8 protein-coding genes are annotated in these 26,434 nt (G+C 66.1%); 7 read left to right on the forward strand and 1 reads right to left on the reverse strand.

Annotated features, from left to right (window positions below; translation table 11 throughout):
- Nucleotides 1–57: 57 nt before the first annotated feature.
- The 7 genes from ACFTSF_RS06870 to ACFTSF_RS06900 all read left to right on the forward strand — a co-directional run bounded on the left by ACFTSF_RS06870 (nt 58) and on the right by ACFTSF_RS06900 (nt 25,567).
- Nucleotides 58–9,348: a neuraminidase-like domain-containing protein gene (locus tag ACFTSF_RS06870; RefSeq protein ID WP_380152891.1), complete on the forward strand. Its 9,291-nt coding sequence runs from the start codon at nt 58–60 to the stop codon at nt 9,346–9,348.
- Nucleotides 9,345–10,547: a kelch repeat-containing protein gene (locus tag ACFTSF_RS06875; RefSeq protein WP_380152892.1), complete on the forward strand. Its 1,203-nt coding sequence runs from the start codon at nt 9,345–9,347 to the stop codon at nt 10,545–10,547. The genes ACFTSF_RS06870 and ACFTSF_RS06875 overlap by 4 nt, the downstream gene beginning before the upstream one ends.
- Nucleotides 10,544–11,701 carry a Kelch repeat-containing protein gene (locus tag ACFTSF_RS06880; protein ID WP_380152894.1) on the forward strand — a complete coding sequence of 386 codons (1,158 nt, stop codon included), beginning with the start codon at nt 10,544–10,546 and terminating at the stop codon, nt 11,699–11,701. The genes ACFTSF_RS06875 and ACFTSF_RS06880 overlap by 4 nt, the downstream gene beginning before the upstream one ends.
- Nucleotides 11,698–18,711, forward strand: coding sequence for a SpvB/TcaC N-terminal domain-containing protein (locus ACFTSF_RS06885; RefSeq protein WP_380152895.1), 7,014 nt, complete (start codon nt 11,698–11,700; stop codon nt 18,709–18,711). Before ACFTSF_RS06880 ends, ACFTSF_RS06885 begins: the two co-directional genes overlap by 4 nt.
- Nucleotides 18,712–18,971: 260 nt before the next feature.
- Complete coding sequence (locus ACFTSF_RS06890; protein WP_380152897.1) at nt 18,972–19,970, forward strand: multicopper oxidase domain-containing protein; 999 nt, start codon at nt 18,972–18,974, stop codon at nt 19,968–19,970.
- Between the two features lie 9 nt (nt 19,971–19,979).
- Nucleotides 19,980–23,930, forward strand: a complete 3,951-nt coding sequence (locus ACFTSF_RS06895) for a ThuA domain-containing protein (RefSeq protein ID WP_380152898.1) — start codon at nt 19,980–19,982, stop codon at nt 23,928–23,930.
- Nucleotides 23,930–25,567 (forward strand): OmpL47-type beta-barrel domain-containing protein, encoded by a 1,638-nt coding sequence (locus ACFTSF_RS06900; protein ID WP_380152899.1) that lies wholly within the window; start codon nt 23,930–23,932, stop codon nt 25,565–25,567. Before ACFTSF_RS06895 ends, ACFTSF_RS06900 begins: the two co-directional genes overlap by 1 nt.
- Here ACFTSF_RS06900 and ACFTSF_RS06905 read toward each other — a convergent pair.
- Nucleotides 25,483–26,361, reverse strand: coding sequence for a LysR family transcriptional regulator (locus ACFTSF_RS06905; RefSeq protein ID WP_380152900.1), 879 nt, complete (start codon nt 26,359–26,361; stop codon nt 25,483–25,485). The genes ACFTSF_RS06900 and ACFTSF_RS06905 overlap by 85 nt on opposite strands.
- Between the last annotated feature and the right edge of the window lie 73 nt (nt 26,362–26,434).

Below are 26,434 nucleotides of genomic sequence, written 5' to 3' on the forward strand. Positions count from 1 at the left end.
GACCTCCGTTGCGGACCACAAGACTTGTTCGAACTGCCGGTGGATCAAGGGACGGTCATGCAGATCAGCGCTTCGGATGGCACGCACAACGTTGTTGCAGGACGGCTGCACCGAGTTGACGGCAGACCTGTTGCCGGCCTGCAGATCACCGCCTCGGTACGACGCTTGCGGTCGGAGGAGTCCCTCGAGAGCGCCACCGCCGATGCTCAGGGCAACTACCGGATCGAGTACCCGGCGCCGGACTCCACGGTCGACCTCGTGCTTCGCGTCATCGACGGCGCAGAGACCGTTCTCGAAACTGTCCGGACCACCGCCGGATCTGACGAGGACCTCGACCTGGTGCTGCCTCCGGACACAAGAACCGAGTTCGAGACGTTGCTCGCAGCCATCGAGCCGCGGCTCGATGGCTCGGTTCTCAGCGAGCTTGACCCGGATGTGTCCCACAGCGACGTCAGGTACCTTGCTCGGGTCACCGGGCACGATCCTGCCACGATCAGCCGGCTGGTGACCGCCGGCCGGCACGCCGATGCGACCGGATTGCCGGCCGCGCTGTTCTACGGTGCACTTTCTCAGGGACTGCCAACTGAGCTGAGGCAGCTGGCACTGCTCCCAGCTGCGACCCTGCAGAATGCGCTCACCGCCGCGGCCGGCGCAGGGGTCATCGAGCCGAACGACACCGATGACTTCGCCGCCCGGCTGCGAGCCGCGGAAGTCAAGGCCGTGGTGGACCCGCCCGAGGAGGCATCGCCCACGCCGCTCGCCGAGATTCTTGCTGTCGCCCTGCCTGAGCTCGCGGTACGGGAGCATGTCTATGCGGCGTATGTCGATCGACCTGGCGACATCAGTACGTTCTGGACCCAGCTGGCAGACGACCAGGTGGCGGCACCCCACCTCGACCGGTTGCGCCTTGCCCTGCAGCTCGACAACCTGACGCGCAGCAACATGCCAGTCGTCCGGGCGCTTCTGGCGCAGTTCGACGACGGCCGGCTCACCCACCCCCGGGATCTCGTGAAGGTGGACTGGGGAAAGCTCGTCGCGGCGACCGACGGCGTACCGAAGGGCTTCAAATCCGCGGCCGGTGAGTCCCTGGCAGGCGCTGAGGCCCTTCGCGAGTATGCCGACGGGCTGGATTCGCGAGTGGCCGAAGCCTATCCGACCGCCTATATCGCGAACCGCCTGGCGACGGGACCCGAGGACACCGATGTCGCATCGGCCCGGTTCCTGGCCGGCAATCCTGAGTTCGACCTGGTGACGACGCCCGTGAACGCCACGACCGTGCCGGACGAGCCGGCCCGGGCAGAGCTCGCCGGGATCCAGCGCACGTTCAAGATCGCGCCGCGGTACGACGCGATGCAGGCGCTCCGCCGCAACGGATACGACTCGGCGTATGCGATCGCCAGCATCGACAGGAACACCTTTGCCGACCGAGTGGCCGACACGATCGGGGAAGAAGAGGCGAGGGTGATCCATGGCCGCGCCACTCGCGTGCATGCGACGGCCGCGAACCTTGTCGCGGATGTCCGGACGGCGAGCCAGTTCGACGTACCGTGGTTGCCGACGGTGGAACCGCTGACTCACCTGGTCCCCAACTGGGAGGACCTGTTCGGGCCGGCCGACTACGGCAGCTTCAAGGACTGCCAGTCGATCTACAGCCAGGCTGCGTATTTCGTTGATCTGCTCTACTACCTGCGCAGGCTCGACCCGCCGCGGGGGCCGGGTTTCGCTCCGGCCGAGGGCGCGGTGGCCGAGGCGCTGAAGGTCCGCCGCTCCGATCTGTGGGACCTTCAGCTGAGCTGCGACAACACCGACCTGACCTTGCCGTATGTCGACCTGGTCAATGAGTTGCTCGAATCCGCTGTGGTGCCGGAGGCGCGCATCCCGTCGACCGAACGACAGAGCAGCGGCTCGTCACAACAGCTGCGAATCCAGCCCCAGCACGTCAATCAGCGCGCCTACGACAAGCTCCGCACAGCCGTGTACCCGTGGAACCTGCCACTCGATCTGTGGCGGGAGCAGACGAACTCCTATCTTGCGCACCTGGGGACCAAGCGCGAGGTGCTGCTCGAGACCCTGGGTGCGGCGCCGGGTTTCCCGAACCTGCTGCCCGATGAACAGCTTGGACTGGATGAGGTTGCCGCGCGGATCATTGCCGGCGAGGAGCTTCAAACCCCTCGCGTACTGGCCGAGTACTACGGCCTTCCGGCGTCGACGACTCCCGAACTCCTGGTCAGCAAGTTCACACGTGTGCGAGCTCTCCTGGATTCCGCTGAACTGCGCCATGCCGAACTGATGAGCCTGCTGGAGACCGAGTTCGTCAATCCTGGCAAAGCGTTGTGGGTCAAGGTGGACGCCAAACACCCCTACAACACAGCCTTGATGACCGTCGAGGGACTTGACGCGCAGGCTCTCGACCGGCTCCATCGCTTTGTTCGGCTTCAACGCTCCCTCGGGTGGTCGGCGATCAGGTTGGATCGCGTCCTGCAGGGCTGCAACAACCGAGGTGCGCTCGACCGGACGGCTCTGCGAAGCATCGCCGGATACCGCAAGCTGGCCGGTCGGCTCAACCTGCCGGTCGAGCACATCCTGGTCTTCTACAATCCGATCGAAACCAAAGCTCCGGCGGGTGAGAGATCGCGTTACGATCGTCTGTTCCTCGACCCGACGGTCGTCATCGGTGAGCCCGGTGTTCCGAGTCCGTTCGCCCTGCGCGCGGATCGCACCGAGCTGGCGGTGATCGGGAGTCTCGATGAGCCGACCGTGACGTCGGCGCTCCTCGGGATCCTGCAGGTCACCGACGACGACTTGGCCGCGCTGACCGGAGGGCCGAGCGCTGTCGCGCCGACTCGGCAGCTCAATCTCGCGAACCTGTCCGCGCTCGTCCGTACCACCACGCTCGCGTCAGCACTCTCGCTCAGCATTCCGGACCTGGTCAGGTTGATCGAGCTGTACGGCGGCGGCGGGCCCTTCCCGGTCGCAGGCGACGGTGGCCGGACGATCGAGACCGAGCTGGCCGCCGGGGTCCCGATGCTGCCGACGGTGTCCCAGGGTGTGCCGTCCTGGCAGAACGGCTCCGGGACCGAGTTGACCGCTGGTGCCCTGATGCGTCCACCGGCGGTCGCTGCTGCCGTTCTGAGCATTCCCGCCGACGCATCGCTCTTGATCACCGAACAGTTCCTCGACGCGGTCGAGGCGATCCGGGCCGCCGGCCTGGGGATCGCCGAGCTGGACGCGCTGCTGACCGCGAGGTGGCCCGAGCACGGTGGTCCGATCCCGGCGGACGATGCTCTCTCCGGCACGTTGACCTCGCTGCGGACAGCGCTCCAGGCGGTCTACCAGCAAACCGCCCGAACCACGGACGAAACCGGCGAGCACACCCGAAAGCTGCTGACCTTGATGGACTGGGATGCGGCACTGGCCCAGGAGGTCGTCGCGACTCTGCTCGGCACGACGACGTACTCGGCAGATCTGGCAGCGCTGTCCGGCACGGTGGCCTTCCCGGACGGTGTCCCCGTGCGCTATGACGCCACCACCAAGCAGTTGCTGTTCACCGGCCCGATGAGCGCGGCGCAGAAACGTCAGCTGGATGCGCTGCCCGGAGCGACCCTGGAGTTCCGCCGTGCGGTGGAAGTCCTCCACCGAGCCCCCCGGGACTTCGTCACCAAGCGGATGAAGGCTCTCCGCCTTCCGGTCTACGCGGCCCCGCTGACCGCGATGCCCGCCGACTACCCGATGCCGAGAGCGCTCACCGGCAAGGTCTACTACGACGTCGACGACCACACGCTCAAGTGCCGCGGCTATCTCACTGCGGCCGAGCTGATCGCGCTGCGTGCACCCGACGGGTTCGCGGAGGTGAAAAGCGCGGTGGCCGTGCTAGAAAGGGTGCAGGACGTCGACCTGGATCCGAACGACCCCAATCGGTTCCTGACAGCAGAGGACCAGAAGAACCTCTTCGACCCGGCGCAGACCACGCCGGCCGACCGCTTCCACCTGGTTCTCACCAAGCTGAGCCCGGTCGTTCGCCGGAATCTCAGCGAAACCACGGTCAAGCAGAACATCGGCCAGGCGGTCGGTCTGGACACGGCCAGTGCAGACCTCTTGCTCGGCAGCTGGCTCCGGTCGTCGTCCGGCGCGGTCGCGCTGCAGGACTTCCTGGCGCCGGCGTTCGTCGCCAGCGACCCGGCTGTGCCGATCAAACGCACCACGTTCGCGCAGCAACTCACCACGCTCGCACTCGTGCACCGGGCAACCCTGGCGATCACCAAGCTGGGCATCAGTGCGATCGAACTGCCCTTCGTCTTCCAGTACGCCGATACCGGCACCTGGCTGAATCTGAATTCCTTACCGGTCGTTCCGGTTAGCGGGCCGTCTCCGCTCTTCGGCCGTCTCATCCGGCTACTCGACCTGACTCGGCTCCGGAACTCGCTGCCCGGGCGGGACCGTACGCTCCGCACCGTCTTCGCGGCAGCCCTCGCACCCGGCGCCACCGTCGAGCAGGCCGTCAGCACGTTGAGCAAGGCCACCGATTGGCCGGCTGCCGACCTCCATTGGCTCGCCGGTCACCTCAACCTCGTTGTTCCGGGACGGTTCACCGATGTCGCGCACCTGCTTCGCCTGGTCGCCGCGATCCGCCTGACCCAGAGGCTGGGCGCCGCCGCCGACCGGACGGGCCCTTGGCTACGCTCCGATCTGACCGCCTCCGCTGCCCAGACCGCCTGGCGCACCGCGAAGGCCAAACACACCCTCGAAGACTGGCCGGCTGTCGCTGCGCCGATGCAGGACACGATCCGCGAACGCCAGCGCTCCGCCCTGGTTTCCTATCTGACCGCCAACCCGCTCCGCGCCGGCAACGGCACCCCGCACTGGCATGACGCCAACGGCCTGCACGACTACTTCCTGCTCGATGTCGAGATGGGCCCGACCCAACTGACCTCCCGCATCGCTCAAGGCATCTACAGCATCCAGCTCTTCGTCCAGCGTTGCCTGCTCAACCTCGAGCCGCGCGTGGCCACCGCCGACGACGACACCTGGAAGCAATGGGACTGGATGAAGCAGTACCGCCTGTGGGAGGCGAACCAGAAGATCTTCCTCTACCCGGAGAACTACTTCGAGCCGGAACTCCGCCCGGACAAATCCTCGTTCTTCGCCGAACTCGAAACCGGCCTGATGCAGAAAGAGGTCACCACCGCCAACAGTGAGGCGGTGTTCCGGCAGTATCTCGAGCGGCTGGCGGACGTCTCGCGTGTGCATCCTTCCGGGTTCATCGCAGATTATTCGTACTCGCGCGATGGTCGGACGTCGACGCTGGTCATCGCCAGAAACGATGCGACGCCGCGTCTTCACTACCTCCGCTGGTGGCGCAACCAGACAACCTGGACACCGTGGGAGAAAGTCGAGCTGGACATCGACAGCGAGGCCGTGTCGATCGGCAACTGGGGCGGTCGGACCTATGCCTTCTGGCCCACGTTCAAACCGGTGACCCGGGCCCCCGGCTCGCTCAACGCCGAGGGGACGATCTCCAGTCCGGCGCAGACCTGGGAGATCGTGCTGAACTGGAGCGAATACCGGGACGGGAAGTGGTCACCGAAGAAGGTGAGCAGGGATTCACTGAAGACGGATGTCGCCTATCCGGACGGCTGGGAAAGAATCCCCGACATCATGCCGCGGTATCTGGCGTTCGATCCGTCCTTGGTCAACGCCTACATGTTCCGGGTCGATGTGGACAGCTACACACTCGATCCGGTCGTCTGGTGCCACTACAACCGTGAGTTCATCATGGTGCCGAAGAGCAACCCGACCGGAGAGATCAAGGACGGTGTGGCGTACGGCCGGTTCCGGCTCAGCCAGCGCCACGGCTCGATGACTGTCGACCCGATGTACATGTCGCGAGAAGAGGCTCCACTCCGTAGGCCCTACTTCGACCCTGACGGGTACACCGAGCTGGAAGGGTGGACCGGGCGCGCCTTCCCACCGGCGAACCAGAAGGCGGTCTACAACGACTGGGAGCAGCATGTCGCGGTGCCCGGCGGGCCGGACCGGATCGTGTACTTCCCGGACGTCCCCAGGGAGGCGCCTGACGTTCTGCGGAACAGCTCGATCGCAGAGCCTTTCCGGATCAACTACGATCCGACGGTTTCCGACTCCGGCGGTATGTACTTCTTCAGGGACAACAGCCGAACCTACCGGGTCCAGGTCGAAGCGGTGCCGGACACCGCCGGGCACGAACTTGCCAATCCGGTCAGGTACCGGTTCGAGCGCTTCTATCACCCGCACGCGGACTACCTGCTCGGCCAGCTGAACACACGTGGCCTGGAGAGGGTGCTCAACCGCGACGTCCAGGTCCACCCTGAACTGGTCAACCGGAGCGAGACCTTCGAGGAGCGCTACGACCCGAACCCTGCCTGGGTTGCCGATCCGCATCCTGACCAGCGGATGGACTTCGATCTGGCGGACGCGTACGCGAGCTACAACTGGGAGTTGTTCTTCCACGCTCCACTGCTGCTGGCCGGGCGGTTGACCGTCAACCAGCGGTTCGCCGAAGCGCAGGAGTGGTTCCACCGGATCTTCGATCCGACCGACCGATCGGTGCTGCCGGCCCCGCAACGGTTCTGGCGGACGAAGCCGTTCTTCGAGATGGCTGCGGATCCGAACGCCCCGGACAACTACAACAAGCAGCGGATCGAGGAGATCCTGCAGCGGCTGGCAGCGGGGCAGTCCGCTGAGCTGACCGCGGTCGACATGTGGCTGGAGAACCCGTTCCAGCCGGACATCGTCGCGCGGATGCGGACCACCGCCTATCAGAAGGCCACGGTCATGAAGTATCTGGACAACCTGATCGCCTGGGGTGATCAGTTGTTCCGGCAGGACACGTTGGAGTCGATCAATCAGGCGACCCAGCTGTACATCCTGGCGGATCAGTTGCTCGGTCGGCGGCCGGACGAGGTGCACGATCCCGGGCCGGCCCGGCCGATGACCTTTGCCGAGCTGGTCCCGTTGCCGACAGACAACCCGGCCGGAGTGCTGATCGAGGCCGAGCACCTGGTTCCCAGAGTGGACGATGCGGGCGCAGTGGACATTGCCCCAGGACTCGGAACGACCTGGCTCGGATACTTCCGGATTCCCCGGAACGAGAAGCTGCTCGGCTACTGGGACACTGTCGCAGACCGGCTGTTGAAGATCCGGAGTGGGCAGAACATCGACGGGGTCGTCCGGGCGGCGGACGCTTTCGGGGCCGTCATCGATCCCGCTGTGCTGGTGCGAGCCGTGGCGTCCGGTGCCGACCTGGCAACCGTCCTCGACGACATCAGCGCACCGGTGCCGCATTACCGGTTCGTGCCGATGCTGGCCAAGGCCAAGGAGCTCGCTGCCGAGGTCAAGTCGTTCGGCGCCGCATTGATCGCGGCGCTCGAAAAGCGGGACGGTGAGGCTCTGGCGCGGCTCAGGTCGAGTCACGAGCTGTCCGTACTGGATGCGGCTCGGCAGGTGCGCGACCGTCAGGTGGTCGAGGCGGCGGAATCGCTGGCCGGCGTTCAGCGATCCCAGCAGATCGCCGAGGACAAGGGCCGCTACTACAGCAGCCGGGTCCGGATGAACGACAAGGAGATCGCGCACACCAACCTGGCAACGAGCGCATTGCAGCTCCAGGAGATCGCCTCGATCATCGATATGACGGTCAGTGTGCTGGCACTGCTCCCCGAGCTGAAGGTGGGTTTCCCGACCACGATCGGTGCGAGCTTCGGTGGCAGCAATCTCGGCGGAGCGCTGAAGGGTGTGGCCGGTTCGCTGCAGTCGATCGCCGGGGCACTCAACAGTCGCGGTGCGCTGGCCGCAACGCTCGGCGGATACGACCGTCGATGGGACGACTGGCAATTCCAGGCCGGTCAGGCCCGGCTCGAGGTCGAGCAGTACGACAAGCAGATCGCGGCTGCTGTCGTGCGGCATGCGATCGCCGAGAAGGAGCTGCAGAACCACGACCTGCAGCGGGCGAACGCGAGCGAAGCAGACCGGTTCATGCGGGACAAGTACACCGATCAGGAGTTGTACGACTGGATGGCCGGGCAGTTGTCGGCATCGTACGTGCAGGCCTATCAATTGGCGTACGACGTGGCGAAGCGGGCCGAGCGCGCCTATCGGCACGAGCTGGGTGTCGACGACTCGAGCTTCATCAGGTTCGGGTACTGGGACAGCCTCCACAAGGGGTTGCTCGCGGGAGAACGGCTGGCATCGGACCTGAACCGGATGGATGTGGCCTTTCTGGAGGCGAACTCCCGGGAGCTCGAGCTGTCGAAGCGGATTTCGCTCGCGCAACTCGACCCGAAAGCGCTGCTCACGCTCAAGGAGACCGGCCGCTGTTTCATCAGTCTCCCGGAGGCGCTGTTCGACCTGGACACTCCGGGGCACTACCTGCGACGGATCAAGAATGTCGCGATCACCGTCCCGTGTGTTGCCGGGCCTTATGCCGGAGTGAATCTCACCGCGACCCTGTTGCGTAGCACAGTTCGGGTCGAGTCGAGGCTGGCCGGTGGAGCCTACGAGCGAAAGAGCGCCGGCGATACCCGGTTCCGTGACTACGCCGGCCCGGTCGAGTCGATCGTCACGAGCACCGGACAGGACGACACCGGGCTGTTCGAGACCAACCTGCACGACGAACGCTTCCTGCCGTTCGAAGGTGCGGGCGTGGTCAGCGAGTGGCAACTGTCGCTGCCGGACAAGTTCCGGCAGTTCGACTACGAGTCGATCACCGACGTCGTCCTGCACTTTCGGTACACGGCGCGCGACGGTGGCAACGCCTTGGCCCAGCCGGTCGTCCAGGGGCTCGAGGCTGCACTCAACGAGTGGGTTCACGCCGGTGGTGGTCAGGGACTGTTCCGCATGTTCAGCGCCCGGCGCGAGTTCGCGGACCAATGGCACCGCTTCCTCAACCCGGTCGGCGAGACCGCCGCAATGAGCTTCACCTTGTCGAAGAGCCGGTTCCCGCACCTGTTCCGCAACGAGCGGTTCAAGGTCAAAGATCCGCACGTCGTCGTGGTCCTCTCACACGAGTCCGTCCCGGACGGGTCCAAGAAGTACGTCGATTGCTACCCGAACAACGTGGACGCGAGTCTGGCGGCGCCGGGGATCACGAAGGACCTGACCTTGAAACCGGACCCGAACCTCGCCGGCTTGCCACGAGGCGCGACCGAAGGGGTAGCCGTCGAGATCAAGCAAGCCGGCCAGGAGTGGACGGTGACCATGCCGACAGATGTGTTCGACCCGCTCGTTTTCAGCGATGGCAAGTTCAACCCGGAGGCGGTTCTCGACCTGCTCCTGGTCTGCCAGTACGGACTCCCGAAGGAGAACGACCAGTCATGATGTATCCGCTGCGAGCGCCCCGTGGTCGCGCCACGGACGGCGATGAAGCGAACCTGCTGGCGGCGGCCTGGACATCCGCTGGGGAACTGCCGACAGCTGCCTTCTGGGCTCAGCCCATGGACGGCGCCATTCTGCTGGACACGGGGGAGGTGCTGGTCGCCGGGGGAGAGGACGGCAGAAGGAATGCATTGAACACCACTGCCTTGTTCAATGTCGCGGCGAAGCGCTGGAGCCCTGCGGGGACCTTGCACACCAGCAGGCGACTTCATTCGCTGACGAAGCTGGCAGGCGGCGCCGTACTGGCAGTCGGTGGAGTCGCAGGTGCTCTTGCAGAACCTGTGAAAGGACTGGCCAGCGCCGAGATCTACGACCCGGTCGCCAAGACCTGGTCGCCGGTGCCGGACATGCACGAGGCGCGCTTCTCCCACTCGGCCACGCGGCTCCCCAACGGGAGAGTCCTGGTGACAGGCGGCTGCGCAGACCGCTCGCCGGACACCCACCGCGCGCTGACGTCGGCGGAGATCTACGACCCGATCGAGCGCAGCTGGGCCAAGGTGAAGGACATGACGGACGGCAGGTTCGGGCACCCGGCGATCGTGCTGAAGGGGACGAGTAAGGTGCTCGTGGTCGGCGGGATCGTCACCGCCGGGCCAGGACAGTACGCCGCCCTCGGCTACTGCGAGATCTATGACTTCGACAAGAACACCTGGACTCCGACCGGCAGTTTGGCCACGCCGCGCAAGGGGCATCAGGCAACCTTGCTGGACGACGGCAGCGTGCTGGTCACCGGCGGGGATATCGTCGGAGTGCTCGGCGAGGACTGGAAGATCAGCCCCTTCAGCCAGGACAGTACCGAGCGCTACAACCCGGTCGGCGGGACGTGGTCTCCCGATACGCCGATGACCTGGGGGCGCAGCCATCACCGGGCCGTGCGGCTCGGCTCGGGCAAGGTGCTGGTGATCGGTGGGACGGACGACGGCAGCTTCGACATCGGCTACCGCAACGCCGCGCTCTACAACCCCGGAACCAAGACCTGGGGCGAGACCGGCGGTACGGCGGTCGGCCGCTGGGCCCCGGCGGCCATCGGCCTGGGCGGCGAGTCCGTCCTGGTGATCGGTGGAATCGTCCGGTCGGGTGCGGCCGCACCGACCATCGGCGAGGACCTGCTGACCGACACAGCCGAGGTCTACACGTCGTGAGCGCCGAGTCGACATCGCTCGCCGCCGGTACCTGGAGCCCCGCCGGTGACCTTCCGGTCGCCACGGAATGGCAGGGCCAGTCCGAGGGCGCCGTACTGCTGAACGACGGTCGAGTCCTGGTCGCCGGCGGATCCGGCCCGTCGTATCGAGCGATGCGTTCGGCGGCGCTGTTCAATCCCGGCCCGAACAAGTGGCTGCCGACCACCGCTTTGAGCACTGAGCGGCAGCTCCACAGTCTGACTCGGCTGGCCGACGGAACGGTCCTCGCCGCCGGTGGCACCAACACTGGGCCGGCGTTCCCCGCGAAGGGTCTCAAATCGGTCGAACGCTTCAACCCGGTCCTGGAGACCTGGACCGCCACCGGCGACCTGATCGAGCCGCGGACGGCCCACACCGCCACGCTGCTCCCGGACGGTCGCGTCCTGGTCGCGGGTGGGCGAACCGAGCGGACGCCGGATTCGCAAGGTACGACGACATCGGCGGAGCTGTACGACCCGAAGGCCGGAACCTGGTCGGCCACCGGCGCGATGACCGATCCGCGCTCGGACCATCAGGCGGTCCTGTTACGCGACGGCCGGGTCATGGTGATCGGCGGCCAGCGGTACACCGGGAACGGAGATGTCGCCACCTTGGCCTTCTGCGAGATCTACAACCCGGCCACGGGCCGTTGGACACCGACCGGAAGCCTGACCAGCCCCCGAAGCCTGCACACGGCAACCCTGCTCCGTGACGGCACAGTGTTCGTCACCGGCGGCGGCTGGCCGGGCATGGTCGCCGACTGGGTCTACAACGCCCACAGCGACTGGACAACCGAACGCTACGACCCCGCAACCGGACGCTGGACAAGAGCCGAGGACATGTCCTCCGCCCGCACCTTCCACCGGGCAGTGGTACTAGGTTCAGGCCGCGTCCTTATCGTTGCTGGAGGCAACGGCCCGGCTCTCTATGCCGGCTTCCGCAGTACTGCGCTCTACGACCCGATCAATCGGAGCTGGGCAGCCGGCGCAGGCCTGACCACCGGACGCTGGGCCTGTACGGCGACCGAGCTGGCCGACGGCCGTGTACTCGTGACAGGCGGCATCGAGAACGTCGCCTGGGACCAACCGATCGACGAAGCGACCATCGTCACCAGCACAGAAATCTTCACGCCGTGATCGCCAGCGGCCCGCGGGGACCGTCGGAGAAGACGGACGGACCCGATGCTGGTACGGCGGCGCAGCGCGATCTTCCCTCGTTGTCGTTACCCAAGGCCGGTGGCGCGATTCGGGGGATGGGCGAGAAGTTCTCCACCAACCCGGTGACCGGCACCGCAGCGGTGACGATTCCGGTGGCTCTCACCTCGGCGCGCGGCACGATGACCCCGCAACTGGACCTCGGCTACGACTCCGGCGCGGGAAACGGGCCGTTCGGACTGGGCTGGGCGATGGAGGTGCCGTCGATCTCCCGCAAGACCGACAAGGGATTGCCGAGGTATCTCGACGACGTTGACGTGTTCCAGCTCGCCGGTGCCGAGGATCTGGTGGCTGTGGACCTTTCGCCGCGCAGCGCGGGTGACTTCGAGGTGATCGCCTACCGGCCGCGGACGGAGGGCCTGTATTCGCGGATCGAGCGATGGGGTGACCGGAACACTGGCGAAACGCACTGGCGGGTGACGTCGGCGTCGAACGTCACCAGCGTTTTCGGCCGCGACATCGCGGCTCGCATCACCGACCCGGACGACCCGAGCCGGGTCTTCCGTTGGTTGCTCGAGGAAACCGCGGACGACCGCGGCAATCTGGTGCGCTACGAGTACAAGGCAGAGGATCGAGCAGGCGTCGACCTCGCCGCGCCGGGTGAACGCAATCGGACGGCAGTTGCGAACCGCTACCTGAAACGCGTCCGCTACGGCAATTCCACTCCTGGACAGCCGGACTTCTGCTTCGAGGTGGTGCTCGACTACGGCGAACACCACCCGACCGCGCCAACACCGCACGAGGTCGCGCCATGGACGGTACGCCGGGATCCGTTCTCCACCAGGCGATCCGGGTTCGAGGTACGAACCTATCGCCTGTGTGCGCGAGTTCTGATGTTCCATCACTTCGGCGAACTCGCCGCCGAGCCGGTGCTGGTCTCCGCCACCCACCTGGACTATCGGCCTGATCCGAGCGCGACGACCTTGATCGCCGCGACCCAGGCCGGCTATCTGCGGACCGGTGCGGGCTATACCCGCAAGGATCTGCCGTCGTTGACGTTCGAATACACGCCCCGCGTCGTGTCCACCGAGGTTCGTGCGTTGACCTCGGACACTACGGCGGCGCCGCCACGGCTGGACGGCGGCTCCCGTTGGACCGACCTGGACGGCGAAGGCATCGCGGGAATCCTCGTGGAGCAGGATGGGGCCTGGCACTACCGGGCGAACCTCGGAGGCGGAACGGTTGCCGCGCCACGCCTTGTCGATCCGCTACCGGCCGGGGCGAGTCTCTCCGGCGGCAGACAGTTGTTGGATCTGGCCGGCGACGGCGTCCCGGCGCTCACTGACTTCGACGGCGCAACGCCAGGTTTTCACCGCCGTACCGAACGGGGTGGATGGACCGATTTCGCGCCGTTCGCCCAGTTGCCAGTGCTTCCCTGGGCCGATTCGAATCTGCGGTTCGTCGATCTGAGCGGTGACGGTCTGCCCGACGTGCTGCTCACCGCGAGTGAAGGCTTCACCTGGCATCCCGCGGCCGGGCTCGAGGGTTTCGGCGAGGCGAGCCGGACGTTCGTCACCGCGACAGAGGAACGTGGTCCCCGGATTGTGTTCGCGGACCCTGAGCAGTCGCTCTACCTGGCGGATATGACTGGTGACGGTCTCACCGACCTGGTGCGCATCCGTAACGGTGAGATCGCCTATTGGCCCAACCTTGGCTACGGCAGGTTCGGTCCCAAGATCGCGATGGCCGGTGCGCCGGTCTTCGACCATCCAGATCGGTTCGACCAGCGCCGGATACGGCTCGCCGACATCGACGGGAGCGCGCCGACCGACCTGATCTACCTCGGCCCGGACCGAATCAGCGTGTGGTTCAACGAGTCCGGCAACTCCTGGAGCACACCGGAGACGATCACCGGTTTCACCGCACCCGACCTGGCCGGGGTCACGACGGTGACCGACCTCCTGGGTAGAGGCACCGCTTGTCTGGTGGTGGCCGAGCCTCGACCTGACTATGACCCTCAGGTCCGCTACCTCGACCTGATGGCGGCCGGTAAGCCGCACTTGATGACTACCGCGGACAACAATCGCGGTCTGCGCACCACCGTGTCCTACGAATCCTCCACCACTTACTACCTGGCTGATCAAGCTGCCGGGCGGCCGTGGACGACCCGTCTGCCGTTCCCCGTCCAGGTGGTTTCCGCCGTACAGGTCCGTGATGAGGTCGCAGACACCACACTCGTCACCACCTATCGGTACCGCCACGGACACTTCGATGGGGCCGAACGCGAGTTCCGTGGCTTCGGCTACGTGGAGCAGCGCGACGCCCTGTCGTCCTCAGGCCCGACCGACAGGCAGTATCAGCCGCCTGCCGTCGTCAAACGCTGGCAGCACACCGGCTGGTCCGGGGACCGGATCTCGAAGCAGTTCGTTGCCGAGTACCACGCCTACGAACAAGCGTTGGATCTCGCGGATACCGTGCTGCCCACTGGGCTTACCCCTGACGAAGAGCGCGAGGCCGTCCGAGCTCTCCGCGGGCACGTCCTCCGCGAAGAGCTCTACGCCGAGGACAATCGCGGTGAGCTGGGCGAGCCGTACTCGGTGACCGAGTCGAACTACCAGGTCAGAGTGCTCCAGCCGCGTGCTACAGCGCCGCACAGTGTGGTCGCCGTCGATCCGGGCGAGACATTGACCGTGTACACCGAACGGAATGCAGACGATCCACGGATCCATCACACAGTCACCCTTGACGTCGACGACTGGGGAAATGTCGTGCGTGCGGCGCAGATCCGCTACCCGCGCAGACGCCCGGACATCGCCGAGCAGGAGCGCCTGCATGTCACGGTGAGCGAGCACGACGTCGTCAACCGGGTGACCATCGACGGCGGTTGGCAGGTCGGCGTGGCCATCGAGAACCGCGACTACGAGGTCGGCGGGTGGGATTATGTCGGCCGGCCTCTCACGGCCAGGGAACTGCGGGACGGATGGTTGGCCACCGCGCCGCACGAAATCCCGTTCCAGGACGAGGTTTCCGGCCGGGAACGCAGGATGATCGAACGCACCCAAATGACCTACGCGTCGGCAGACCAGACCAGCGAACTTCCGCTCACCCAGATTGCCATCCCGGTCCTGCCGTGGCGCTCCTACCGTCAGGTGTTCGCCGACGGTCACGTCGAGGCGCTGTTCGGCACACGCGTCACAGACGACCTGCTCGAAGAAGCGGGATACATGTTGCGCGAGGGTTTCTGGTGGGTCCCCTCGGGCCGGCAGACCTTCGACTCAGCGCACTTCTATCTTCCGGCCGCCTACTCGGACCCTGTCGGTGCCACCTGGCGGATCGACTATGAACGACACTTCCTTCGCGAGACCCGGGTGACCGATCCGGCCGGCAATGTCGCCACCACCTCGTTGAACTACCGGGTCATGCAGCCGTGGCTGATGGTTGATCCCAACGACAACCGCACCGCTCTCCGCTTCGATCCGCTCGGAATGGTCATCGCCACAACGCTTCTGGGCAAGTCGGGACGTGCGGAAGGGGACACTGTCGACCTGACCAGTCCGGAGCCGTCGACCGCTGATCGTCCCACGACTTGGCTGACCTACGACCTCGCGGTCAAGCCGGTGCGCTTCTCGACCTTCACGCGAGAGCAACATCGCAAGGCCGCGCCGGTCCAGGAGTCGCGGACCTACTTCGACGGCACGGGACGCGTCATCTTGACGAAGGTCCAGGCTGAGCCCGGCGACGACCGGCAACCGCGCTGGGTCGGTACGGGCCGCACTGTCTACGACAACAAGGGCAACCCGATCAAGAAGTACGAGCCGTACTTCGCCCCCGACGGCGACTTCGAACCCGAGCCGGAAGCGGGGCGGCACGGGGTGACTCCGATTCTCACGTACGACCCGATCGGCAGATTGATCCGAACCGACTTCCCCGACGGCACGCTGGCCCGGATCGTCGTCAACGCTTGGGAGCAACAGCGGTGGGACCGCAACGACACCGTGCTCGAGAGTGACTGGTACACGGCCAGGATCGCCTTGCCGGCCGACGATCCGCGGTACTCGGCGGCCAGAGCCACCGAGTCGCACGCACAGACCTACGAAACGACCAAGCTCGACGGATTCGGCCGGGCGCACATGACCGTCGCCAACAACGGCACGGAGTCGCTGACGACGACTGTCGTCCATGACATCCAGGGCAATGAAGTCGCGATCGTCGACCCGCGGAACGTACCGGTCGTCCAGCGAGACTTCGACATGCTCGGACGTCCGGCGTATCTGCGCAGCGCCGACGCCGGTGAGCAGTGGACGCTACTCGATGTCGCTGGGCTGCCGGTGTATGCCTGGGACCCTAGCGGGACCGTCCAGCGGTGGCGGTACGACCTGCTGCGCCGCCCCACGCACTCGTTCGCGACCTCGCCCGGTGGTGCTGAACGGCTACGAGCGCGCAGATACTACGGCGAGGACCTTGAGGACGGCGCTGCCAGCAATCTCCGTACCAGGCCGTACCTCGTCTTCGACGGCGCGGGCGTGGTCCGCACCGTTCAGGTCGACTTCAAGGGCAACGTCCTGATCGGCGAACGGGTGCTCGCGGCAGACCCACTCGCCGAACCCGATTGGATGACGCTGGCCGACATCCGGCAGCCGGAACAGGCGTTGGCGGCGGCAACGCGACTGCTCGAATCCACGGCGTACCGAACTACAACGGAATACGACGCCCTCAACCGGACGACGCTGGTCAATGCTCCGGACGGTAGCAGGACCAAGCCGACGTACAACGAGGCCAACCTGCTGGAGCGCATCGAGACACAGGTTCGCGGCGCAGACCAGTGGACAGCATTCGTCAACGACATCGACTACAACGCTCGTGGTCAACGAGTGCGCGTCGAACTGGGGTGCGGTACAACCACGACGTACGGGTATGAGGAGGACACCTTTCGGCTCTCGCGCGTCGACAGCCGAGCAGACGCCGGCTCAGCGCTGCAGTCCTTGCGCTACACCTACGACCCGGTCGGGAACATCACCACCGCGGCCGATCCCTCGCAGCCCACGGTGTTCTTCGACAATGCCGTCGTCGGCGCGAAACGCACCTACACCTACGATCCGATCTACAGGCTGTCCTCGGCAACCGGTCGCGAACACATTGGCCAGACCGCCCAGCCAGGACCTGGTGAACCACCAGGCGCACCGATCCCGCACGCCAATGACAGCACGGCCCTGCGTGCGTACACCGAGACCTACGGATACGACAAGAGCGGCAATATTGCCACGGTCGCCCACACCGCGACCAACGGCAACTGGACCCGGCGGCACTCGACAGCCGCTGACAGCAATCGCCTGCTGGCCAACAGCATGCAGGGCGACCCGAGCGATCGATTCTCCGCGACGTACAGCTATGACGCGAGTGGCAATATCACCTCGATGCCGCACCTCCCGGTGCTGGACTGGGATGTCGACAACCGCCTCGGACACGTCGACCTGGGCGGTGGAGGGGATGCCTACTACCAGTACGACTCGGCGGGTCAGCGCGTTCGCGCGACCATCCGCAGCAACGGCACCACCGATACCCGGATCTACCTGGGCCAGAACGAGATCTCTCACCGTGTTGTCTCCGGCAGGACCACCACGCGCAGAGAAACGCTGCACATTCTCGATGGCGCTCGCCGTGTCGCACTGGTCGAAACCGTCACCATCGACAACCGCCAACCGGTCCCGATTCCGACGCCGGTTGCGCGGTATCAGCTCAGCGATCACCTCGGATCCGCGACCGTCGAACTCAGCTCCACCGCCGCCGTCCTGTCCTACGAGGAGTATCACCCGTTCGGCACCACATCGTTCCGATCCGCCACCGGCGCAGCCGAGGTCAGCCTCAAGCGCTACCGCTTCACCGGCAAGGAGAAGGACACCGAAACCGGCTTCTACTACCAAGGATCCCGGTACTGCGTCCCATGGCTCGCGCGCTGGCTGTCCCCTGACCCCATCGGCGTCCGCGGCGGCCTGAATCTCTACTGCTACGTCAACGACAACCCGATCCGCCTTGTCGATCCTCAGGGCACCGCCCCGAAAACGGGGGAGCAGGTAGTGGCCGGCATCGAGGAGCTGGCGCGTGAGAAGCAGCAGTTGACCGCCGCACTGCGGGAGACGAACGCGGCCCTCGATCGAGCGCTGGAAACCTGGAGCAGCCTGAAGGCGCAAGTCGATTTCGAGAAACCTGGGTACTTCAGTGACCTCAAGCGGTCGTTTCGGACCGCGTCAAAGCATGTGGACGAGCTGGCGGCCACGCGCGCGGTCCAGGACAAGCGGCTCAGCCAGCTGGGATCCGTCAATGAGACCAAGTCGCTGATCGGCAACGCAGTCGAGTCCCTGAAGGCGTACAGCCCGGAGATCCAGGCGAAGGGTCTTATCGCAGCGGGCGAGAAAGATATCGGGGAGGCGATGCTGAAGGATCTGAAGGCCGCCACCGATCGGCCTGGCGCGAATTTCGATGAGAAGCTGAACGATCCCAAGAAGGGTGGGAACAAACCACCAGAAGGAGGCGGCAAGGGAGGTGGCTCCGGGTCTCATGGCGGACCTGGCGGCGGTGCTGCTCCACCTCCTGCGAGTCCGCCACCCGCTGGTCCACCGCCGGCCAAGGGCGGTGGTGCTGCCGGAGCCGCCGAGCACGAGGCCGCCACGCTGGCTACCCGCGCCGAGGCAAAGGTCGGTGCCGAGGCAGCAAGCAAGGCCGGTACCTCGTTGGTGGGTAAGGGGTTGCGGTTCGTCGGCAAGGCAGCGCCGGTTGTCGGCATCGGGGTGGGCGGAGCCTCCGCGTACGGCCACGTGCAAGAGGAGAAGTACGGCGAAGCGGCCCTCGACGCAGTGGAAGCCATTCCGGTCTACGGCGACGTCGTTCTGGCCGGTGACATCGCCATTCGCGACGGCATCATCCCCGCCTTCAACTGGGTGACCAGGAAGTACACCGACATCACGCTCAGCCTCAACCGGCAACTCCGTTTCTAACTCAAGCGCCAGTCGATGTGAAGGCAGTACTTCGCCGATGGACGCCGGCCACGGGCTGTCGGTTGCGGGCGGTAGCCCGCAGGTTCTGGGCGGTAGCCCGGGTGGGGAGGAAGGGCGCGCGGGGATGGTCTTTGCTTGCGGATCTGACAACGAACGACAAAAAACCTATGACCAGGTCTTAACAATTCTTCGCTGACTACATAGTGTGCTGGCTGAACTACACCTGGAGACATGCGTTCCCGCCCGAACGGAGTCCCTTGATGGTTGAGCGTGCCCAAAAGTCGCGGTTGTCCCGTCGGTCGGTGCTGGTTGCGCCTGCTGCGGTTGCCGGGGGAGCGGTGTTGACCGGGGTGGCTATGGCCCCCGACAGTGCGGCTGCGGTTCGGCAAATCACCCTGTACGCCGAGCCGTTGCCAGGCGGGTTTTTCGGCTACGGGCTGGCGCCTGGTGAGGCGACCATTCCGGGGCCGCTGTTGGAGATCTACGAGGGGGAAACTCTCGAGATCGAGTTGGTCAACAACACCGACCAGCGGTTGTCGATCCATCCGCATGGTGTCGACTACGACGTGAACTCCGACGGGAGCCCGCTGAACGCTTCGTTCAACGCGCCCGGCGAGACGCGTACGTACGTCTGGCGCACCCGCAAGCAGGTTGACATCGGCAGCGGCCGGTTCATGCCGGGCAGTGCCGGCTACTGGCATTACCACGATCACGCGATGGGCAACGATCACGGAACTGTCGGGATCCAGAAGGGCCTGTACGGCGGTCTGATCGTTCGCCGCCGCGGTGATCTGATCCCGGATCGGCAGTTCACGGTCGTGTTCAACGAGATGCTGATCAACAACAAGAAGGCGCCGGACACCCCGATGTTCGAGGCGCGGCAGGGGGAGCGGGTCGAGTTCGTCTGTATCGGGCACGGCAATCTGCCGCACACGTTCCACCTGCATGCGCATCGTTGGGCCGACACGCGTACCGGCATGCTCACCGGTGCGAACGATCCGAGCCCGGTGATCGACAACAAGAACCTCGATCCGGGCAGTTCGTTCGGCTTCCAGGTGCTTGCCGGCGAAGGCGTCGGGCCGGGCGTGTGGATGTACCACTGCCACGTGCAGATGCATTCCGACCAGGGGATGGTCGGCCTGTTCCTGGTCCGCAACCCCGACGGCGGGATGCCGGCCGGCGCGCAGGCGGCGATCGACCGCTTCCACCAGCATCACGTGGCCGCGACGCAGTCCGACCACTCCAATCATCACGGCTGAGGGGGAACGATGAGGCGACGTACGACGGCCGTCCTGGTCACCGCAGCACTGGCGTTCGGTACCCAACTGGCACAACCCGGCAGTACGCCGTCAGTCGCGCAGGCGGCGCCCGTCACCGCGACCGCCGCCACTGATGTCGCGGTGAACGTGCTGGTGTTCCGTGGTGAACCAGAGAACCAGCTGGATCCGGTCGAGCGGGCGACAGACGCGGTTGCCGGCCTAGGGCAGGCCAACGGGATGACCGTGCATGTCAGCTCTGATCCGGCCGTGTTCACCCCAGCGAAGCTGGCGACGTACCGCGCGGTGGTGTTCTTGTCGGCACAGGGCATCGCGCTCAGCCGGGAGCAGGAGACCGCGCTGCAGAACTACATCAAGGCCGGCAACGGCTACCTCGGCATCGCTGACGCGTCGAAGTTCCAGCCGGACTCCGAGTGGTTCACCGGACTGGTCGGTGCGCGCCCGGTCGGCGCCCTGCTGCCGCCGCCACGGCCGGTGTCGGCGGTGACGGCCAGCGCGGAGAACCCGCCGAACGAGACCAAGGAGAAGTTGACCGACGGGAACCCGAACACCAAGTGGCTGGCTCGCGCGACAACCGGCTGGGTCGCCATGCAGCTGGCCGAGCCGGCTGCGGTGACCAGGTACTCGCTCACCTCGGCGAACGACTTCACCGGCCGCGACCCCAAGAACTGGACCCTGCAGGGCTCGAACGACGGCAGCACCTGGGTCGACGTGGACACCCGCACCAACGAGGTCTTCGCCGAACGGCTCCAGCGGCGCGTGTTCACGGTCGCGAACACGACGGCGTACGGGCACTATCGGCTGAACATCACCGCGAACAGTGGTGAGCCGCTGCTGCAACTCGCCGACCTGCTCTTCTACACAGGTGACTCGACGCCGCCACCGGAGCCGACTCCGCAGCGCGCGGTGGTCAACCTGCTGGACCGACAGCACCCGGCGAACGCCGGCCTGCCCCTGAATCTGACCCGCATCGACAAGTGGCGCAACTGGGCGACCAACCCGATCGGCACCGTGCACACCGTCGCCCAGGTCGAGGAGCGGCACTACGCCCCGGGCCCCGGCGCCAACGGCCCGTTCCACCCGATCTCCTGGTGCCGCGACTACGGCGGCGGCCGGTCCTTCTACACCGGCATGGGCGGTACCGACGGCAGCTACGGCGAGTCCGCGTTCCGCAAGCACCTGCTCGGCGCGCTGAAGTGGACCACGGGAATGGTCCGGGCCGACTGCCAGGCGACGATCGCCGCCAACTACACGATCGAGCGGCTGACCCCGCCGAACCAGGCCGGCCAGCTCGACCAGATCGGTGAGCCGCACGGGATGACGATCGCGCCGAACGGCAAGATCTTCTACGTCGGCAAGGCCGCCTGCCCGACCGGCCCGGTAGTCGAATGGGAGAACCCGAACGTCGGCCTCGGCTGCGGCACCATCCATCAGTGGGATCCAGTGACCAACAAGGCGAAACTGCTGACCACGCTGCCGGTGATGGGCAATCGCGGATCCGGTGACGAGCTGATCAAGAACGAAGAAGGCCTGCTCGGCATCGTGCTCGACCCGAAGTTCGCCGAGAACGGCTGGTTCTACGTCTACTGGATGCCGCACGACACCGTCGACCGCGTCCGGCACACCGGCAAGCGGACGGTCTCGCGGCTGACCTACAACGCGACGAACCAGACCATCGACCTGGCGAGTCGCAAGGATCTGCTGCAGTGGGAGGTTCAGCAACACAGCTGCTGCCACGCCGGTGGCGGGATGGCGTTCGACTCCAAGGGCAACCTGTACGTCGGTTCTGGCGACAGCAACTCGTCCGGCGGCTCGAAGGGCTATTCCGGCAACAACTGGACCGAAGAGTTCGGCGGGTTGTCGTTCCAGGACGCCCGGCGGACTTCCGGCAACACCAATGATCTGAACGGCAAGATCATCCGGATCCACCCGGAGGCGGACGGCACGTACACGATCCCGACCGGCAACCTGTTCGCCCCCGGTACGGCGAAGACGCGGCCCGAAATCTACGTGATGGGCGTCCGGAACATCTCCCGGCTCGCGATCGATCCGGAAACCGACTGGTTGACGGCCGCCTGGGTCGGGCCGGACGCCGGTTCGCCGGACCCGGAGCTCGGGCCGGCGAAGTACGAGACCGCGACGATCATCACCGAGGCCGGCAACCACGGATGGCCTTACTGCATGGGCAATCGACAGCCGTACCGGAACCGCAGCAACACCGACGCGTCGGTGCTGACGGGTTGGTACGACTGCGACAACCCACTGAACACCTCGCCGCGAAACACCGGACTGGTCGAGTTGCCGCCGGTGAAGGACAACATGATCTGGTACTCACCGGGCGGCGGCGGCCCCGTGTTCCCGAAGCGCGCGGGGAGCTCGATCCCGACGTACAACGAAGCGGACGCGGTCTACACCCAGCCGTACTTCCGCGGCGGTGGCGGGCAGGCCGTGATGTCCGGGCCGACCTACCACTACGACCGGGTGAACACCAAGAGCGGAGTGGCCTGGCCGAAGTACTGGGATGACAAGTGGTTCATCGGCGACGAGTCGACCCCGACCCGGCGGAACGCGGTGACGGTCGACCCAGCCGGCGTACCGACGGCGCAGCCGCCTGCGTTCGGTGAGACGTTCGAGCGCATCGTGCCCGGGGGCAACGGGCCCACTCAGGTGCAGAGCTGGATGGACGCCCGGTTCGGACCGGACGGTGCGCTGTACGTGCTCGACTACGGCGGCGGATTCTTCACGCTGCACCCGAACCAGAAGCTGGTGAAGGTCAGCTACAAGGGCGGCCCGCCGACGCCGCTGCCGAAGGCGTCCGCGGTCGCGGTGCAGAACAAGCCGCTGACCTACGCGTTCAACGGCACTAAAGCCGGTGGAGTGTCGTACGCGTGGACGTTCGGCGACGGCGACACCTCGACCGAGGCCAACCCGCGGCACACCTATCTGGCTCCCGGCCTGCAGACCGCCAAGGTCACCATCACGTACGCCGACGGGACCACCGCGGTCGCGACGGTCGCGGTCAACGCCGGTTGCGTGATGGCGGATCAGGGCGCTCAGGTGACGATCGGAGACTCCGCCACGACGGTGCCGAACCGCAACGCGGGCGGCGGCTGCAAGGCGGACGACCTGATCGACGACGAGAGCACCTGGGCCACCCATGCGCTGTTCGTCACGCACGTCCAGCAGGCCACACGGCAGTTGCGGCAGCGCGGCATCATCACCGTCGCCGAACGGGACAGCCTGATCGCCGTCGCTCGCGCATCGGACATCGGCAAGCCGGGGGTGACCGGCTACGAGCCACTGTTCGACGGCACGAACGAGTCGTTCTACGACTGGGCGCAGGCACCTTCGGGCGAATTCACCGTCCAGCCGGACGGCTCTCTGAAACCGTCCGGCGGGCTCGGCATGCTCTGGTTCGCGAAGAAGCCGTACGGCGACTTCTCGCTCAAGCTGCAGTTCCGGGATATCGCGCCGGACGCGGTTCGCGCGAACAGTGGCGTCTTCGTCCGATTCCCGGATCCACGCACACCGCTGGAGCAACGGCCGCTTGGCAGTTGCGGAACCGTCGGTTCGGCCCGCACTTCACAGGCCTGGGTGGCGATCTACTGCGGCCACGAGGTTCAGCTGTACGACGGTGATTCGGGCGAACCGCAGAAGACCGGGTCGATCTACAACTTCGACCCGAACGGACTGGACGCGGCCCGGCCGACCCCGAAGGCGCAGTGGAACGAGTACGAGGTCAAGGTCGTCGGGCAGCACTACACGATCATCCGCAACGGCGTGGTGATCAACGAGTTCGAGAACGCGCCAGGGTTGCAGTCGTCGCGAGCGGGTGATCCGCCGACCGACCTGCGGCAATTCGTCGAGGGCTACATCGGACTGCAGAACCACGGCAACAGCGACCTGATGGAGTTCCGCAACATCCGGATCCGGAGTTTGTGATGAGACGCCTACTCGCCGGGCTCACCGCCGTACTGGTGATGCTGGTGCCCCAGTCGATGCCTGCACTGGGGTCGGAGCCGGATGCTGCTGCTCAGGTGCTGAGCTGGACTGCGGGCAACAGCACCGCCGCCTACACCACAGCGCCGACGCAGGCAGTCGCCGGCCCGACCACCATCGTGTTCGAGAACAGCGAGGCCACCGGCAACGACACTGACATGTCGCACACGCTGACGTTCGACCGGTCGACGCCGGGCTACAACCACGACGTCGACGTGAACATCCTCGCGTACCCGGACGACGGGAGTAATGGCAAGCATTCGGTCGATGTGACCCTCACGCCGGGGAAGTACCGGTACTTCTGCGCCATCCCGGGGCACCCCCTGATGGTCGGCGAGTTCATCGTCACCGACGACGGCGAGGACACCACTCCGCCGACCGTCACCGCCGCGGTCACCGGGCCGCAGAACCCGGACGGTCACTACCTCGGTCAGGCCACCGTCACGGTGACTGCCGCGGACGCCCAGTCCGGAGTGGCGTCAGTGGAGTACGAGCTGGACGACACCGGATTCAAGCCGTACACCGCGCCCGTGGTGGTCAGCGCGATCGGCGATCACACGGTGCAGTACCGCGCGACCGACCACGACGGCAATGTGTCGCCGACCGGGTCGAAGGGATTCCGGGTGGTCGAACGGCCGGAGGACACCACCGCGCCGACGGTCACCGCCGCGGTCACCGGCGAAAAAGATGCTGATGGCAACTACCTCGACACCGCGCGGGTGACGGTGACTGCGACCGACGCCGAGTCCGGTGTGAAGACCGTCGAGTACCAACTCGACGGTGGCGCTTGGACGGCGTACACGGCGCCGGTAGACGTGAACACCCCGGGAATGCATATGCTGCATTACCGGGCCACAGATCACGCTGGCAACGTCTCGCCCGAGGGGATGGCGCACTTCACGGTGGTCGAGCAGGACGCCGTACCGCCGGTCGTGACTGCAGCTGTGTCCGGCACTCAGGATGCCAACGGCAACTATGTTGGCAAGGCGTCGGTGACGGTGACCGCCACTGATGCCGGGTCCGGGGTGGCCTCGGTGGAATACCAGCTCGACGGTGGCGCCTGGACGGCGTACACGGTCCCGGTCGAGGTGGCCACGAATGGTGCGCACACAGTGGCCTATCGGGCGACCGATGCCGCCGGCAACGTCTCCGCCGTGGGTACGAAGGCGTTCACCGTCGTACCGTCCGATGGTGATCGCACGCCGCCGACGGTGTCGGGATGGCTGACCGGCAACCAGAACGCCCGCTGGGAGTTCGTCGACCGGGCGACCCTGAACGCAACTGCCACCGATGCCGGCGGCGTCAGGTCGATCGAATACGCCCTGGACGGCGGCGCCTGGACGGCGTACACCGCACCGGTGCCGATCACTGCGGCCGGCGCACACACCGTCAAGGTCCGCGCCACCGACAACGCCGGCAACGTCTCACCCGAACTGTCCGGCGCCTTCACCATCGTGAAATCCACCTCGAAGCAACTCAACACTTCTCGCCGTGATCAATGGCTGGTCCAGGCCCAGTCGGTGAGGGCCGAGCGCATCAGCAGCGCTGCGGGTGACAGGCGGCTGCCGGCGCCCCAGTAGAGAGTCGTTGTACGACGGCAGTCCGGGTGGTCGACGGGAATCCAGACGCCGGGCGCGCGAATTGCCGTCCGGCGGGCGAGTCCGGGGACGAGTCCGATGCCGAGGCCCGCGCTGATGAGTTCGGCGATGGCGCTCGCCTCGTTGGTTTCGCAGACGATCTTCGGGGTGAGCCCGCTGCCGGCGAAGAGCCGATCGAGGAGCAGGCGCAGCCAGTGTCCCTTGCTCGCGGTGATGAACTGTTCGTCGGCAAGCTCGTCGACAGCAATCGAGGGGCGGTCCGCCAAGTGATGCCCGAGCGGCATCCCGACCCCGACCGCCTCCTCGAACAACCGGACTGTCTCCAGTCCATCCCAGCGGAGTGGTTGCGAGGCAACGCAGAGGTCGAGGTCTTGGGACCGCAACTGGCGAGCCATGTCCTCGGCCGACCACTGATGGAGTTCGACCTCGACTGCTGGATGGGTCCGCTTGAACGCGGCCAGCGGTGCGGTCAGGGTGAGCAGGGTTTCCGAGGCCAGCCGTACGGTGCCGAAGCCTTCGCCGGCCGCATCGGCGACAGCTCGACGGCCCGCGTCGAGCTCACCGAGACTGCGTTCGACGTAGTCTCGGAAGAGCCTGCCGGAGTCGTTCAGCTGAAGCCGGCCGGCCCGGTCGAACAGCGGGGTGCCGAGCTCGCTCTCCAGCCGGCCGATCGTGCGGCTCAGCGACGGCTGTGCGACGCGGAGTTCGTCGGCCGCCCGGCTGAGATGCTCCAGCCGCGCCACGACGAGGAACTGCCGAAGCGTGTTCAGATCCACTATGCCTCCCCGGACATAACACCATAGCGATATTAGTCTTCGACAAGATAACGCACTGATCATAGCGTCGAGC

The sequence above is a fragment of the Kribbella sp. NPDC056951 genome, assembly GCF_042674205.1.
Classification (GTDB): Bacteria; Actinomycetota; Actinomycetes; order Propionibacteriales; family Kribbellaceae; genus Kribbella; species Kribbella yunnanensis.

Bases quoted from the DNA above. Each gene is read 5' to 3' on its own strand.
- ACFTSF_RS06895 (WP_380152898.1), top strand. From the start codon at position 19,980: ATGAGGCGACGTACGACGGCCGTCCTGGTCACCGCAGCACTGGCGTTC.
- ACFTSF_RS06900 (WP_380152899.1), top strand. From the start codon at position 23,930: ATGAGACGCCTACTCGCCGGGCTCACCGCCGTACTGGTGATGCTGGTG.
- ACFTSF_RS06870 (WP_380152891.1), top strand. From the start codon at position 58: ATGCAGATCAGCGCTTCGGATGGCACGCACAACGTTGTTGCAGGACGG.
- ACFTSF_RS06875 (WP_380152892.1), top strand. From the start codon at position 9,345: ATGATGTATCCGCTGCGAGCGCCCCGTGGTCGCGCCACGGACGGCGAT.
- ACFTSF_RS06890 (WP_380152897.1), top strand. From the start codon at position 18,972: ATGGTTGAGCGTGCCCAAAAGTCGCGGTTGTCCCGTCGGTCGGTGCTG.